Origin of the sequence: Streptomyces sp. NPDC048370 (assembly GCF_043200825.1) — a bacterium.
Taxonomy (GTDB): domain Bacteria; phylum Actinomycetota; class Actinomycetes; order Streptomycetales; family Streptomycetaceae; genus Streptomyces.
The window spans coordinates 464,362-478,435 of sequence record NZ_JBICYI010000001.1 but is presented as its reverse complement, the minus strand read 5'-3'; the positions used below and the strand labels follow the sequence as shown (position 1 = coordinate 478,435).

Sequence of the window (14,074 nt, the reverse complement as noted above, 5' to 3'; positions counted from 1 at the left end):
TGGCGAGAATACGTCGCGCTTCCACGTCAGCGGCCGTACGTGTTCCGGCAGAGCTCGACGACGCCGGAAGGGACGGCGCCTGACCCCTCGGCCTGCCGGCACAGGGCACGCAACCCGGTCGGCGACTCGGTGCGAGCCGGCTTCGCGGTCTTTCCTGGCTTCGTGGGTTGCCCGGGCTTCTTCGCCTGTCGGCGAGAGGGTGGTGGCTGGGTGCCCTTCGGCCGGTAGGACGAGACGGGCGCCGGCGCCCTCCCCTTGGCCTCCACCTTCGCCCGCGTCCGTTCGGGGTCAGCCCCGCCCGGACCCTCCGGCCCCGTGGCGGCGAGCGTCTCCCGGGGCTCGGCCTCCCGCGGCGCCGGCCACGCGGGCAGCGGCGAGGGAGGCCGTACGGCAGCCGGCGAGACCTCACCGCCCCGGGCCGACGGACCCGGGGCGGAGGGATGCGGGACGGCGACGCAGCCGCTCGTGAGCAGCGCGGCGAGCAGGACGAGAGTCGTTCGGCGGTCCATGCGGCTCACGTTGCCCGAACCCGGCCCCGGAAGCCGTGCGCACGGCACGCGGCCACCATGACGAGTGAACGCGACTGCCCGCCCCGACGTCCCGACGCCCCGAAGCCGCGACGCCAGACGCCCCTACGCCCCCGTGCCGACCCGCACCCACGACCGACCGGACCGACGGGCCGCCACCTGAGCGAGCGCCAGCAGGCTCAGCCCGAACATCAGTATTCCCAGGGGGACATGGAGCGACGGCACGTGCGCGATGCCCAGGATCACCTGCACGGAGGCGAGGGCGAGGAAGCCCGTCGCGTGCAGGATGGGGCGGGGCGAACCGCCGCCCGGCCGCCACGCCAGGATCGCGGCGAGGACGTACAGCATCGACGCTCCGTACATCACGCGTGATCCGACATCGTGCAGCAGTGCGCCGAGCGACGAGGACAGCAGCATTCCGGCGGTGACCGCCTGAAAGAAGAGGGCGGTTGTCTGCAGGACGATCGCGACCCGCAGGAACGTGGTGGTGTCGCGTACGTCCGTCGTCTGGGCGGCCATGACGTGGTCCTCTTCTCTCTGTCGGTACTGTCTCGGAAGTCCGACGACGCAGGCCCGCGAAATGTGAGGCGGCGGCGGAGGCGGACGAGAGACGTACTAGGGGAGCGGAGCAGCACGACCATGGACAACCTGACCGAGCCGGGCCTCGGCGCGATCGTCGCGGAGCGGCGGCAGCTGACGAACCTCGCCTACCGGCTGCTCGGTTCGCTGGCCGAGGCGGAGGACGCCGTGCAGGAGACGTACACGCGCTGGTACGCGATGTCGCCGCAGAAGCGCGAGGCCGTCGAGTCGCCCGGCGCGTGGCTGACGACGGTGGCGGGCCGGGTCTGCCTGGACGTGCTCGGTTCGGCGCGGGCGCGGCGCGAGCGCTACGTCGGCGCGTGGATACCCGAGCCGCTGCCCGACCGTACGGAGTGGGGCGGCGGACGCCCGTCGGACACCGGGGCGGACCCCGCCGACCGGATCACGCTGGACGAGTCGGTCAGCATGGCCTTCCTGGTGGTCCTGGAGTCGATGACGCCCGCCGAACGCGTGGCGTTCGTGCTGCACGACGTCTTCCAGTACCCCTTCGCCGACATCGCCGAGATCGTCGGCCGGACGCCCGCGGCCTGCCGGCAGCTGGCCTCCTCGGCCCGCCGGCGCATGCGCGCCGCGAAGGATCCGTCTCCACCGGTGGCCGGACAGGCCGGGCTCGTACGGGACTTCAAGGAGGCGTGGGAGGCCCGGGACATCGAGGCCCTCGTCGGCCTCCTCGACCCCGACGCCGCGATGATCGCCGACGGCGGCGGCAAGGTCGGCACGGTCCTCCGCCCGGTCGAAGGCGCCGAGCGCATCGCCCAGTACCTGATCGAGATCGCCGCCCTCGCCCCCGGCCTCACCCTCCTGGAACGCACGGTCAACGGCCGCCCCGGCCTCGTCGCCCAACACACCGACGTCACGGTCACCGTGGCGGCGTTCGACGTCACCGACACCCGCATCACCCGCATCTGGGCGGTCCGCAACCCGGAGAAGCTCCAGTCGTGGAACGCGCCCGGCGGCCGGCTCAAGGAGGGCTAGGGTCTGTCCGGCGGGTCAGGGTCGGATAGGCCCTGGGCGCCATTTCCTCGTTGGCGTGAACACCGGCGGGACAAGGCGCGGAAGCCGCAGCGGCCAAGCGGCACGCGGCTCAATTCCGAGTCCCGCTGGACCACCGCGATCCCGGGGGCCGGCAGATCGAGATCGCCGTCTCCCGCCTGGCGAGCAAGGACCCCGCGAAGCGCCGCGGTGTGCTGCTGACCAACCCGGGCGGCCCCGGTGTCTCCGGCCTCGACCACCCGGCTCTCCTCGCCGACGTCGGTCTGCCGAAGGACGTCCTCGACTCCTACGACGTGATCGGCTTCGACCCGCGCGGCGTCGGCCGCAGCACGCCGGTCACCTGCGACCTGACACCGCAGCAGCAGGCACGCGGCAACTTCCCGCCGTACGCGCACAGCGCGGCCGACGGACAGCGCCCGGCCGAGGACGTCGCCTGCTCGGCGGAGCCGAACACGTAGAAACGGGAGCGGACGCGAAGCGCCTAGCCGGCCTTGATGTGGCAGCCGTGCGCCTTCGCCGAGCGTTCGGCGAAGGACCGTAGGGCTGCCCGGAGGCCGGGGTGGTCGAGGGCGAGGTCGGAGGCTTCCGACTGACGGTTGCCCTGCGGGGCCACGGTGTAGGCGGCCCCGGCCTCCCTGCCGGGGCAGTCGGCCCACAGGGCGTAGTGGCCGTCCGGGGCATCGCCCGGCGGCTCATGGGCCAGGTCCTCCAGGCGTTCGCGCTCGAGCCACTCCAGGGCCTCGCCGTACGACGCGCTGAACGTGTACAGCGGCGCGCCCCGCATGCCGCCCAGCGTGCAGCCCTCTACCGCCTTCGGCCCCGGTGCGGTCTCCACCGCCGTACGGACGCCCCAGCGGGCGGCGGTCCTTCCGTCCACGATTCCGGCGCAGCTGCCCGACACGGACGCGAAGGGCTTGTAGTCCCAGGCGTTCACGGAGACGCCGACCTGGCGCACCGGCTCGCCCTCGGTGACCCGGCAGGAGAACTGGCGTGCGTAGGCCGTCGTCGTGCCGGTCAGGACGGAGGTGAGCGCCGATCGGACGTCGGCGCGGCCGAAGTCGGCGCGGTCGATCCTGGCGCGCACCATGGCGACGACCGGGGCGGCCGGCTCCGCCGACGTCCGATCGGCGCATGCGAGCCGTACCGAGGCGGATGCCTCACCCCGATCCTCGGCGTCGGGGTCGAACGAGAAGCCGCCGGTCCACCCGTGGCCCAGGGGCGCGTCCTTCCATTCCGCGTCCAGGGAGACGATGGGGCTCCGCCTGTCGCTCACCGTCACGCGTACGTCGATCCGGCCGTGTTCCTCGTCGTCGACCTCGCTCACCCGGCACTGCCACCAGTCGCGGCCCGTCCTGATCTCCGCCTCGACCTCCGCCCCGGCGACCAACTCCCGGACCGGGTCGGCGGCGAGCGTGCCCCCGCAGGCGGAATCCAGAGCCCGGTCGTGCTGCCAGGCGTCCCAGCCGCCCGACAGCCAGAACAGGCCACCGGTCACCAGTACCGTACCGGCCGTCAGGCCCGCCGCGAGCCGGATCCGCCGGTGGCGGCGGAGCCGGTCGAACGTCGACCACCTGGTCGTGTCGTCGCTCATCGCCACACCTTTCCGAGGACCTTCGTGTCGTCGCAGTCGCCGGACGCGTCGAGGTAGTGCGTGAGGAGCGAGTCGGTGCGGGCGAGGAGCAGTTCACGGTCCGCTCCCGTCAGATCCACCCGGTGCAGGGTCCGGCCGCCGGCGCACCGGGACTCGGCCCAGACGACGAGCGAAGGGACCTTCCGCCGCGTCTCGGGCCGGGTGTCGGGCCGCGCGTCGGGCGAGGAGCCGTGCCCCACCCGGGCGAGCTCACTTCCGTACTCGGTACGAACCTCCGGCAGTACCTCGCCCCACCAGCTCGCGGAGCTCACCGTCACCACGCTCCCGGGCTTCCGGAAGCTTACGGAACAGGCCCGGGCCCACGCGTGGGTGGCCCCGTCGGCGGACTGCTCGGCACCCTTCGCCGCGGGGCCGAGCAGCGCGGGGCGGAACCAGGCGCACTCGGCCGGAGACGCGTCCGTGTCCTCCTTCGGCCGGGACGGAGACACGGGCCGTACGTCCGTCTCCCGGACCGGAACCCCGCCGCAGCGACGGGTCGCCCGCACGTCCTCGGCGAGGGCGGCGACGAGCGCACCGAGCCGCTCCCGTGCCGCGTCGTCCGCCACGTGGTCCGTCGGGTCGTACGCCGAGGCGTACACCCGGAAGGACGTGACGGGCCTGGGGTACCCGGGCAGGCCGTTGGCGCAGGGGACCGTGACGAGCTCGTCCGCCCGCTTGTGTTCCCCGGCCCAGTCCGGCGCCTCCTCGTACGGCGACGGGTACAGGACGTGCTCCACCCGCACGCTCTTCAGCGGCGGGTCCAGGATCGGCTCCGCCGTCACGGTGAACCCCGGTTCGTCGTCGCCCGATCCGCCGACGGTGCAGGACACCAGCCCCCTCGGCCCCGGGCCGGTCCGCAGCGTCCACGACGAGTCGTCGGCCAGCAACTCGGCGGCGTCCGCTCGCGGCAGCGCCCCCTCGCACGCCCGGGCCAGCACGTCCTGGTTGTCCCGGTCGCGCTGCTCACCCCGTACGAGGACGAAGCCCCCGACCGACGCGGCGAGCAGCAGGGTCACCGAGGCCTGCGGTAACCACCGATGCCGCCGGAACCGCGTCCACACCGACTCACCCATCGCCGCCCCCGTCCATGTCCCCGTCCATGCACCCGACCCCAGCCGTACACCGCCGGGCATCGCACGTGCGAACCGGCCACGGCACGCTATCCCACCGGGGCGACCGCCTTGCCCGAACCATCGTGATCAGGACATGCGCGGACGCGGGACCATGAGGGCGCCTCCTTCAGCTCTTCCGCTGGCCGGCCCAGAAGTCGCACTGGTGGTCGGCCGCGAACGTCGTGGACGTGCGGGTGCGCTCGGGGTTCAAGGTCAGGACCGTGTGCCGGCCGAGGGCCGATGGCCAGCGGGTCGCACCGGGGACGTTGGGGTCACCGGTGCGGGCGAACGCTCCCCAGCGGCGCTTCAAGTCGTTCGCGAAGGCGAGCTGTTCGGCGGTGAGCGGGCGGTCGGTCAGGCTGAAGTCGTGTATGTAGGCGAGTTCGGCACTGTGTGCGTTGGCCATGTCCACCCCAGGCGGCTGCGCTCCGAAGAGCGTGGGGGACCGGGGATCGTCGAACTCGTATACGTAGGTCGGTACTTGGGAGGCGAAGGTGCGCGCCGTTTCGAGCGTGTGGCAGGCGAAGGTGGAGTCGGTGAGGACCGCCGACATCGCGTCGAACGGAGTGGGGTGGTCCGCCACGGGATAGCGTGCGAGGACCTGCGGCGCCGCGGGTCCGTACGTGGCGTCGATCCGGTCGGTGTACTCCCGCGCCGTGAGGTACGGCTGGGTACCGGCCAGGAATAACTTGGCCTCGGCCCTGGTGCTGCCGATCAGGACCGGCACCTTGTTCCACCTGCCGGAGGCGATCGCCTCGGACGGCTGGGTGGGGAGCAGTCCGTCACCGAAGGCGGGCCCCGCCGCGGGACGGGTGCGGCCGGCGGAGATCAGGTCGGCCGCCGGAACCGTACGCAGGCAGGCGGCGCGGGTGGCCGGGTCGGGACAGCCCGCCGCGACCGCGAAGTCGCCCGCCGCCGCGGCGGCCTGGGCGGCGCCGGGCGCGCGGAGCAGGGTGCACGGTCCGCTCTGCAGGACGGCGCGGGAGAACAGCCCGGCAGTACGCGGGGAGCTGAGCATGGCGCAGACCGAGGCGCTGCCCGCTGACTGTCCCCAGAGGGTGATGTTGGCGGGGTTCCCGCCGAAGGAGGTGATGTTGCCGCGGGTCCAGTTCAGTGCCGCGATCTGGTCCATGAGTCCGTACGATCCGGAGCCGAGGCCGTTCTCCCGGGCGAGTTCGGGCGCGGCGAGGTAACCGAGCTGCCCCAGGCGGTAGTTGACGCTCACCACCACGCTGTCGGTGAGGTCCGCCATGGTCCGGCCGCCGAACTGGGTTCCGGTGCCCAGGACGAAGGCGCCGCCGTGGACCCAGAGCAGTACCGGCAGCCGGTCACCCGGGCGGGCGTGGCGAGGCCGGTACACGTCCAGGTAGAGGCAGTCCTCGCTGACGTACTCCGGGTCGCTCAGCCCGACGGGCAGGAACTGCACGCACGCGGGAGCCTGCCGGGTGGCCTCCCGAGTCCCGGACCACCGTGCGGCCGGCCGGGGCGGACGGAACCGGAGGTCCTCCACGGGTGGTGCGGCGTACGGGACGCCCAGGAACTCCTCGGCGCGGCCGTTGACCTGGCCGGCGAGTCGGCCCTGGTCCGTGGTGACGACAGGGCGCTCCGTGGCGACGACAGGGCGCACCTTGGTCACACTCTGCCGCGCCGGTGCGGCGACCGCCGGGTGCGTGAACAGGGCGGCGACGGCGAGCAGCAGAGCCAGCGCCAGCGAGGGAACGATCGAGCGCGTCATCCTTGTCAACTCTCCTCCATGAGGGTGTCGACCACATGACAGTCGGAAGGTGGTGCACAGGGCCCGTCCCGGCGGACGCGGTGCCGCCGGGACGGGGAGCGGGCGTGAGCGGGCGTGAGGGGGCGTGAGGCGGCGTAAGGGGGCGTGCCGGGCCCGTCTACGGACGCAGGCCGCCCAGGAGCGTCGCGACCTTGGCGAACTCCACGGTGCCTGTGTTCCAGTCGGGGGAGATGGGAGCGACGGACACCTTGTCCGCGCGGACCGCCTCCACGTCGCCGCCCTTCCGGTCGGGCGCCTCCACCAGGCCGACGCCGACCTTCCAGGTCCCGTCACCGTTGTCGGTGTACTCAGCCGCGAGGCCGGGCTGCGGATCCTGGGTGGTGACGGAGGCGCCCCGTGCGGTTCCCGTGCCGTCCGCACCGACCACGGGGTGGTTCACGTTCAGGCCCACACCCTCCGGCAGCAGCCGGCCGTTCCTCGCCTGCGCGCGCAGCCGGTCGATGAGCTTCACGGTGAAGTCGTTGGTGGGCCGCATCGCGTTGAAGATCTGCTCGGGAACCGGGACCGCGAGCTCGCCGGTGCTCACCGCGATGGCGGGCACGCCGCGCTCCAGAGCGGCGATCGCACCGCCGACCGTGCCGGAATGGGTCGCAAGGGCGGCCACGTTGGGCCCGAAGTTCGTGCCGGAGACCACGAGGTCAGGGGCGCGGTCGGCGAACACCGCGGCGAGACCGAAGGACACCGAGTCGCCGGGCGTGCCGTCCACGGCCCACACCCGGGGCTCGGGATGCTCGACCTTGACGGTGCTGCCGCTCATCAGCTTCGTCCCGGCGCCGCTCTGGTTGGTGAGCGGGGCGACGATGGTGACGTCGTGCCCCGCGGCGGTGAGCCGCTGGAACATCAGGCGGATGCCGGGAGCGTTGTAGCCGTCGTCGTTGGTCAGCAGGATGCGCAGCGGGCCGGCCTGGCCGGCTGGGCCGGCCGCAGCGGCGGCGCTCGTCGGCGCCGTGCCGGCCAGGGCGGGCGTGCACAGCAGCAGGGCGGCCAGGGGCAGAGCGCGCTTGCGTCTCACGGAATTGCTCCTTCGATGCGGGAGGAGAAGGCGGGAGGAGGGAGGAAGAGGGGGAGGGGTGGGATCGCCGGGCGCACGCCCCCTCGACATGCGCCCGGCGGGCTTGGTGCGGCGGTACGGGTGGTAGGACCAGGACCCGTACAGCCGGTGCGACCGGTATGGCTGGTACGGCGGGTACGGCTGGTACGGCCGGTCAGCGCACCCCGCGGATGAGAACCACGGACAGCGCGCCCAGCAAGGACAGGGCGCCGCCGATGATGAACAGCGGGGTGTAGCCGCCGAGCGCGGTCACGATGGCGGAGGCGACGAACGGGGCGACGATCTGCGGCCCCGCGTTGGCCACGTTCAGGACGCCCATGTCCCGGGCGGCGTCCTCCGCGCGGGGCAGGACCAGGGTCACCACCGCGGTGTCCACGGCCATGAAGCAGCCGAAGCCCAGGCCGTTGAGGGCGCTGAACACCAACATGCCGGTCCAGGTCGGGCTGATCGCGGGGATCGCCATCGCGGCCCCGGCGAGCGCGGCGGACACCCCGACGAAGATCTTCCGCCGGTCCCAGCGGTCGGACAGCAGACCTCCGACGACCGTCGACAGTGCCATCGCCGCCATCGACACCGGCGTGAGGATCGCCATCGCCTCGGGCGGAGTCAGCCCCTCGGGCAGCGCGATGTGGTCGTCGAGGATGTACAGCTGGTAGCCGATGACGGAGAAGTAGCCGAGCACCATCAACGCGCGGCCGATGAAGGCCCACCGGAAGTCGTGGTGGGACAGGGCGGACAGGAAGGCGCCCAGGCGTTCGCGCTTCGGGACGGAGGGAGAGGGTGCCGCTTCGCGCCGCGGTACGTCACGGCAGAACGTCGTGAGCAGCAGGGCCGCACCGGCCGCCAGCGCTCCGAGCACCAGGTAGCCGATCGTCGGCCGGGCCGCCGTCTGCGAGGCGATCATCACGCCGGCGGTGCCGCCGACGGGCAGCGCAAGGCCGACCAGGGCGGAGGCCGTGCCCCGGCGGGCAGCGGGGACGCGGTCGGGCACGATGGCCGTGACGGCGGCCTGGTAGACGTTCATGGTCGCCTGCACCAGGCACCATGCGATGCCGACCATCAGCACCGTCTGGACGCTGCCGAGGAGTGCGAGGCCGGCGAGGGAGGCGAGCGCGCCACCGAGGATCCACGGGTTGCGGCGCCCGGTCCGGTCCGACAGGGCGCCGGCGATCGGGTTGAACGCGGTGGCGAACACCGCGCTCACTCCACCCACGACGCCGAGGACGGCGACCTTGTTCGCCGGATCGAGGGTGGCGATGTGCGTCGGCAGCAGTACCGAGCCGACGCCCATGTACACGGCGAGCATGGAGGCGTTCGCCAGCAGGAGGAGCAGCATGAGGCCGCGCTGACGCGGCGCGGGCGCCTGCTCCTGCGCGTCTGATGACGCGTCCGGCTGGATCAGTTCATCGGCTGTCACGGTGACCACCGGGGGATGCGGGCGCGTCGTAGGCGCGGCGGGGGATCGGGGCGTACATGGCGACTCCTCGGGGGACGGAGCTGAGCGGTGAGCGCTGAGCTACGAGCTGGAGCGATGAGGGGATGACCGCTGGGGAGGACGGGTTTCGCGCTGTGGCTCTCGCGCTACGGCGACTGCGGATGGCCGCGGTTCTGTCACACCTGGTTACACGTGTTAATCCCGGCTTGCAGCATTGTGTAGCACTCGTGAACGCCCTTGGGTAGGGGTTCGAGGGATTTGAATGGCGACTGTGACCGCTCGTGGCCGATCCCCGTTGCTAACACGTGTAGCTACTCGCGGGGTCGCTCTTGTGTCGACCGTCGCGAAGGTCCAGCCTTGGCCTGAATGTGTCGTGCGGGGCGATCGCCGCGCACGGCGGGACCGCCCTGCGCGGCCCCGCTCTCGCGGCCGCGTCGCCGCACGCTCCCGCTCGTATCTCCTTTCGCCGCCGCCTCGTCGGCGTCGCGGTTCCCCGCACTTCCCGGAGGTCAGCCATGTCCCTGTCGCCTGCCGTTCCCGTCCCGCCGCCGCCACCCCCTCCTCGTGAGCCGGCGCGGCACCCTGTCCCGGCCGCACCGCCCCGACGGGCCGTGCCGGCCGGATCGTCGCTGACGGTCGCGGGCCTGGCGGTCGGCCTCGCCACTCTCGGCGGGGGCGCACCGTTCTTCCAGGGCGTCGACGACCTCTGGATGAGCGCGATGCGCGGCTCGCCGGGCGACGCGGTGACAGGGCTCGCGCGCGCTCTCGACGTCCTCGGCGGGCCCCTCGGCGTGGTCGTGCCGCTGGTCCTTGCGGGATGTCTCGCCGTCTACGGGCGCTGGAGATCCGGGGCGTTCGTCTTCGCCGGCTGCGTGGTGGCCAACATCGCGGTGGTCCTCCCCGTGAAGCAGTTCATCGACCGCCCGCGCCCGCCGGGGTCGTGGGTCCTGGTGGGTGGCGGCTCCTTCCCGTCCGGCCAGGTCTTCGTGGTGACGGTGCTCGTGGTGACGGCCGGCGTGGTGCTCTTCCCGCCGACCGCTCGGCGCTGGTGGTGGCTGTTCGCCGCCGCCCTGGTGGCCGCCACGATCTGGAGCCGCACCTGGCTGCACACCCAGTGGCTCAGTGACGCCGTTGCCGGTGCCGTCATGGGGGTGGGTGTCTCGCTGCTGGTGTGGTCCGTGTTCGCCCGCCTCTTGGAGGAGGAAGCTGCTCGTGCGGCGTCAGGCCGCCTCTGGGACTGAGGGTGCATCCTGAGCTCACGTGTGGCGAACGATTGACGATCGTCATTAGGGCTACATGGTCTCGTTGTCCGGCCCGGTGGTGGCGCGGATGCACCCGGCGAACGATGGACCAAGGAGGGCAGGCAGGGCTGACATACGAGAGGAGGCGGCTCCCTTCGTCGTCCGTCGTCCGTCGTCCGTCGACCTGCGACCGGCGACCGGCGGCCGGCCGGTCCGCTGTGCGGCCGGATCGGACCCCCCGCCGCTAACGCGTGTAACCTGGACGGTGGTCGATCGGCCGACGAGGAGACCCGGCAGGGGGACGTCATGGGCAGGAAGCCGACCGCGGGGGCGGCCGTCACGAGCGCCGACGTGGCGCGCCTGGCGGGAGTGTCGCGGGCGACGGTGTCCTTCGTCCTCAACAACACGCAGGCGCACCGGGTCGGTGAGACCACGCGTGCCCGTGTGCTGGCGGCGGCCGAGCAACTCGGCTACGTACCGCACGCCGCCGCCCGGTCGCTCAGGGCCGGCCGCAGCAACCTCGTGCTCATCCCCGCGTCGGTCTCGGCCGCCGGACGCCTCGTCAGCGTCTGGGTCGACGACCTGGAGAGCGAGTTGGAACGCCATGGGTACGTCCTCGTGCTGCACGCAGGGCGGTTCCCCGACGCGGTGAGCTCCGCCCGCGCCTGGGCCGAACTCCGTCCCGCGGCGGTGGTCGCCCTGGACGGTGACAGTCTGTCGGGGCAGGCCGTTGAGGTGCTCAGCCGGGCGGGGGTGCGCGGCGTGCTGGCCTTCGCGTCCCGGGAGGTGCCCGGCGCCCACGTCATCGACCTCGACCAGTCGCGCATCGGCGCGCTCGCCGTCGAACACCTGGTGGTACAGGGGCGCCGGAGGATCGGCGTGGTCATGCCGCAGGAGCGCGGCCTGGAGACCTTCGCCCGGCCGCGTCTCGTCGGCGCGGAGGGCGTGGCCGCCCGCAGCACGGCGACGATCACCCCGGTGGAGCTGTCCTACACGCACGAATCCGCCGCCGAACTCGCCGGGCGCTGGCGGGAGTTGGGCCTGGACGGGGTGTTCGCCTACAACGACGAGTACGCCGCGCTGCTGCTGCACGCCCTGCGCGTCGAGGGCGTCGCCGTCCCGGAGGACGTCGCCGTCGTCGGCTGTGACGACCTGGTCCTGTCGGCCATGCAGCAGCCGCCGTTGACCTCCGTACGGCTGGACCTGCCCACGCCCGCGCAGGTGGCCGACGCCCTGCACGACCTGGTGGACCGCGGCGCGTCGCCGCAGGTGCCGGGCATGGAACCCGTACTGGTGCACCGTCAGTCCTCGTGACTCGGCGGCCCGCCTGAGCCGGTACTCCGCCTGGGTCGGCGGCCCGCCTGAGCCGGTACTCCGCCTGAGTCGCTACTCCGCCTGATCCGGCAGTCCGGCCGCGTCGCCGGCCCGCCCGGACTCGTGTACGGAGCGTGGGGCGCCGTCATGACGGCGCCCCACGCGGGGTGTTCGGCGACGGTGTCAGGCGCCCAGCCGGCGGGCGAGGAAGTCGACGCTCTCGGTGACGATCGGCGTCACGTCCGGCGCGCCGAGGAAGATGTGGTCGGCGCCCTCCACCCCGATGGGTCAACTGCGCGTGCTCCACTTCTGGTTGTCCGTGCCGCCGCACTCCCAGAGCCGGAGACGGGTGCCGGCCGTCGTGCCCAAGTCCTTGACGTCGCTCGTCCGCCACGATGCCGGTGGTGCCGAGGTGTTCGAGGACGGAGGAGGCGACGGAACACTCCTTGGGCGAGGTGACGACGACGCCCGCACCGGCCGGGTTGCTGACCCCGGCTGTCCTGTATCGCGACCGACCCGAGCCCCGGGCGAGCACCGCGGTCCACGCGGCGCCGCTCATCTCGCAGCCATCCATGGCCGGTTGGCCGCGCGGGCCGTCGACGACGGGCAACTCCTCGTCCCGGCCACGGATCACCGGATCGGTCAGCATCACCGAGTCGGCCCGCAGGGCGACGGCCACACCGTCACGAGGGGCTGTCTCCACGGTGCCACGCGCCTGTTCGGCCACGATGGTCACCCGAACCGTGGCGACCAGGTTCTCCCCGTACGCCGAGGTCCGGAGCGGCATCGGGGTCGTCCACAACAGCCCATCGCCGTGCCCGGGTTTCACCTGTTCGGGGACTGTGCGCGACGGCCCGGAGCTGGCTTTCATGGGGCCGGGTGCCCCGCATGTGGCGGCGCCCGTGTTCTCCCGAGGCTTCGCGTGAGGTGATCCTGGATGGCGACCGACAGGTACGGCCACGTCCTGTACGAGGGGACGGTGGAGGGGGCGGCGTACCTGGACCGGGCCGTGGAATCCCTGCTGTTCTTCCGTCCCGAGGTGACCCCGGCCGTCGAGGGCCTGCTCGCGGCCGACCCGGCCTCGCCGGTGGGACAGGCCTTCGCGGCCTACCTGGGAGTACTGGGCACCGAGCCGGCCGACGCCGCGGCCGCGCGGCGCCGGTTCACCGCGTACGCCTCGGGTCTGGACCGTACGGCGCTCCCGCCGCGCGAGCGCCTGCACACGGCAGCCGCCGAAAGCCTCCTCGCCGGTGACCTGTTGCGCGCCGGCGGCGTCCTGGAGCAGCTCACCCTCGCGTACCCACGGGACGCGCTGGCTCTCTTCGTGGGGCACCAGCTCGACTTCCTGACCGGCGACGCCGTGCGCCTGCGCGACCGGGTCGGCGGCGCGCTGTCCGCCTGGGGCCGGGACGATCCCCACCTCGGGCCGCTGATGGGCATGTACGCCTTCGGCCTTGAGGAGTCGGGACACTACGACCGGGCCGAGGAGGTCGGCAGGGCTGCGGTCGAACGTCATCCCGGCGACGTCTGGGCCATCCACGCCGTCGTGCACACGTACGAGATGCGGGGCCGGTACACCGACGGCATCGCCTACTTCGACACGCGGACCGGGGACTGGTCGGGCGGCAACTTCCTCGCGGTGCACAACTGGTGGCACTACGCGCTGTTCGCGCTGGAGGCGGGCGACACAAGCACCGCGCTGCGCGTCTACGACGAGACCCTGCACAACGAGGCGTCCCTCGGCCTCGCCATGGAACTCCTGGACGCGGCCGCCCTGTTGTGGCGCGTCCACCTGGCGGGTCTCGACCAGACCCCGCGGTGGGAGGCGCTCGCCGACTCGTGGGCGGCGCGGGCCGACCCGCCGTTCTACGCCTTCAACGACGTGCACGCCGTCATGTCCTACGTCGGCGCCCACCGTCCGGCCGAGGCCGAGCGACTCATCGCCGACCGGCAGCGATGGCTGGAACAACCCCGTGCGGGCATCCTGACCAACGACGCGATGACCGCGGAGATCGGCCTTCCCGTCTGCCGGGCACTGGTCGCCCACGCGCGCGGCGACCACGCCGCCGTCGTGGACCTGCTCTGGCCCCTGCGTCGACGACTCCACGAGTTCGGAGGCAGCCACGCCCAGCGTGACGCCGTCCAGAAGACCCTCCTCGAATCGTCGTTGAGCGCCGGACGGCACGACCTGGCCCGCCTCCTGATCAGCGAACGCATCGGACTGCGACCGGAGAGCCCGTACAACCGCCTGAGCCAGTCCCGCCTCACCGCCGCCCTGGGCGACGCGGCGGAGTCCGCCGTCGTGCGGTCGGCATGAACCCTGTCGGGGAAGGGAACGGTGAGCACGATCTTCCGAGGGCGTCCAAGGGGTCGTTC

11 protein-coding genes and 1 pseudogene are annotated in these 14,074 nt (G+C 72.7%); 5 read left to right on the top strand and 7 right to left on the bottom strand.

Going from position 1 to position 14,074, the window contains the following annotated elements:
• Positions 1–26: 26 nt before the first annotated feature.
• Together ACGFYP_RS02060 and ACGFYP_RS02055 are read right to left on the bottom strand one after the other, a co-directional pair.
• Positions 27–509: a hypothetical protein gene (locus tag ACGFYP_RS02060; protein WP_393485352.1), complete on the bottom strand. Its 483-nt coding sequence runs from the start codon at positions 507–509 to the stop codon at positions 27–29.
• A 123-nt stretch (positions 510–632) separates the two neighbouring features.
• On the bottom strand, positions 633–1,046 hold the full coding sequence (locus ACGFYP_RS02055) for a hypothetical protein (RefSeq protein WP_393485350.1): 414 nt from the start codon (positions 1,044–1,046) through the stop codon (positions 633–635).
• Positions 1,047–1,166: 120 nt separating this feature from the next.
• Here ACGFYP_RS02055 and sigJ point away from each other — a divergent pair, with 120 nt between their 5' ends.
• Together sigJ and ACGFYP_RS02045 are read left to right on the top strand one after the other, a co-directional pair.
• A complete protein-coding gene (gene sigJ / locus ACGFYP_RS02050; protein ID WP_393485348.1) occupies positions 1,167–2,102 on the top strand; it encodes an RNA polymerase sigma factor SigJ in 936 nt (311 codons plus the stop codon).
• A gap of 83 nt (positions 2,103–2,185) precedes the next feature.
• Positions 2,186–2,566: pseudogene (locus tag ACGFYP_RS02045) on the top strand (alpha/beta hydrolase); the annotation flags it as partial.
• 35 nt (positions 2,567–2,601) lie between these two features.
• Here ACGFYP_RS02045 and ACGFYP_RS02040 read toward each other — a convergent pair.
• The 5 genes from ACGFYP_RS02040 to ACGFYP_RS02020 all read right to left on the bottom strand — a co-directional run bounded on the left by ACGFYP_RS02040 (position 2,602) and on the right by ACGFYP_RS02020 (position 9,125).
• Positions 2,602–3,711, bottom strand: a complete 1,110-nt coding sequence (locus ACGFYP_RS02040; RefSeq protein ID WP_393485346.1) for a hypothetical protein — start codon at positions 3,709–3,711, stop codon at positions 2,602–2,604.
• Entirely contained in the window at positions 3,708–4,766 is a 1,059-nt protein-coding gene (locus ACGFYP_RS02035) for a hypothetical protein (protein WP_393485344.1), read from the bottom strand. The genes ACGFYP_RS02040 and ACGFYP_RS02035 overlap by 4 nt, the downstream gene beginning before the upstream one ends.
• 223 nt (positions 4,767–4,989) lie before the next feature.
• A complete protein-coding gene (locus ACGFYP_RS02030; protein WP_393485342.1) occupies positions 4,990–6,597 on the bottom strand; it encodes a carboxylesterase/lipase family protein in 1,608 nt (535 codons plus the stop codon).
• Between the two features lie 157 nt (positions 6,598–6,754).
• Complete coding sequence (gene surE / locus ACGFYP_RS02025; RefSeq protein WP_393485339.1) at positions 6,755–7,669, bottom strand: 5'/3'-nucleotidase SurE; 915 nt, start codon at positions 7,667–7,669, stop codon at positions 6,755–6,757.
• A gap of 193 nt (positions 7,670–7,862) precedes the next feature.
• Positions 7,863–9,125, bottom strand: a complete 1,263-nt coding sequence (locus tag ACGFYP_RS02020; RefSeq protein ID WP_393485337.1) for an MFS transporter — start codon at positions 9,123–9,125, stop codon at positions 7,863–7,865.
• A 629-nt stretch (positions 9,126–9,754) separates the two neighbouring features.
• Between ACGFYP_RS02020 and ACGFYP_RS02015 the strand changes: the two genes are divergently transcribed.
• From ACGFYP_RS02015 to ACGFYP_RS02005, 3 genes are all read left to right on the top strand, one after another.
• Positions 9,755–10,384 (top strand): phosphatase PAP2 family protein, encoded by a 630-nt coding sequence (locus ACGFYP_RS02015; protein WP_393485334.1) that lies wholly within the window; start codon positions 9,755–9,757, stop codon positions 10,382–10,384.
• Between the two features lie 306 nt (positions 10,385–10,690).
• Positions 10,691–11,698, top strand: a complete 1,008-nt coding sequence (locus tag ACGFYP_RS02010; RefSeq protein ID WP_393485332.1) for a LacI family DNA-binding transcriptional regulator — start codon at positions 10,691–10,693, stop codon at positions 11,696–11,698.
• Positions 11,699–12,635: 937 nt separating this feature from the next.
• Positions 12,636–14,015, top strand: coding sequence for a tetratricopeptide repeat protein (locus ACGFYP_RS02005; protein ID WP_393485331.1), 1,380 nt, complete (start codon positions 12,636–12,638; stop codon positions 14,013–14,015).
• Positions 14,016–14,074 lie beyond the last annotated feature (59 nt).

Bases quoted from the DNA above. Each gene is read 5' to 3' on its own strand.
- ACGFYP_RS02060 (WP_393485352.1), bottom strand. From the start codon at position 509: ATGGACCGCCGAACGACTCTCGTCCTGCTCGCCGCGCTGCTCACGAGC.
- ACGFYP_RS02055 (WP_393485350.1), bottom strand. From the start codon at position 1,046: ATGGCCGCCCAGACGACGGACGTACGCGACACCACCACGTTCCTGCGG.
- sigJ (WP_393485348.1), top strand. From the start codon at position 1,167: ATGGACAACCTGACCGAGCCGGGCCTCGGCGCGATCGTCGCGGAGCGG.
- ACGFYP_RS02040 (WP_393485346.1), bottom strand. From the start codon at position 3,711: ATGAGCGACGACACGACCAGGTGGTCGACGTTCGACCGGCTCCGCCGC.
- ACGFYP_RS02030 (WP_393485342.1), bottom strand. From the start codon at position 6,597: ATGACGCGCTCGATCGTTCCCTCGCTGGCGCTGGCTCTGCTGCTCGCC.
- ACGFYP_RS02010 (WP_393485332.1), top strand. From the start codon at position 10,691: ATGGGCAGGAAGCCGACCGCGGGGGCGGCCGTCACGAGCGCCGACGTG.
- ACGFYP_RS02005 (WP_393485331.1), top strand. From the start codon at position 12,636: ATGGCGACCGACAGGTACGGCCACGTCCTGTACGAGGGGACGGTGGAG.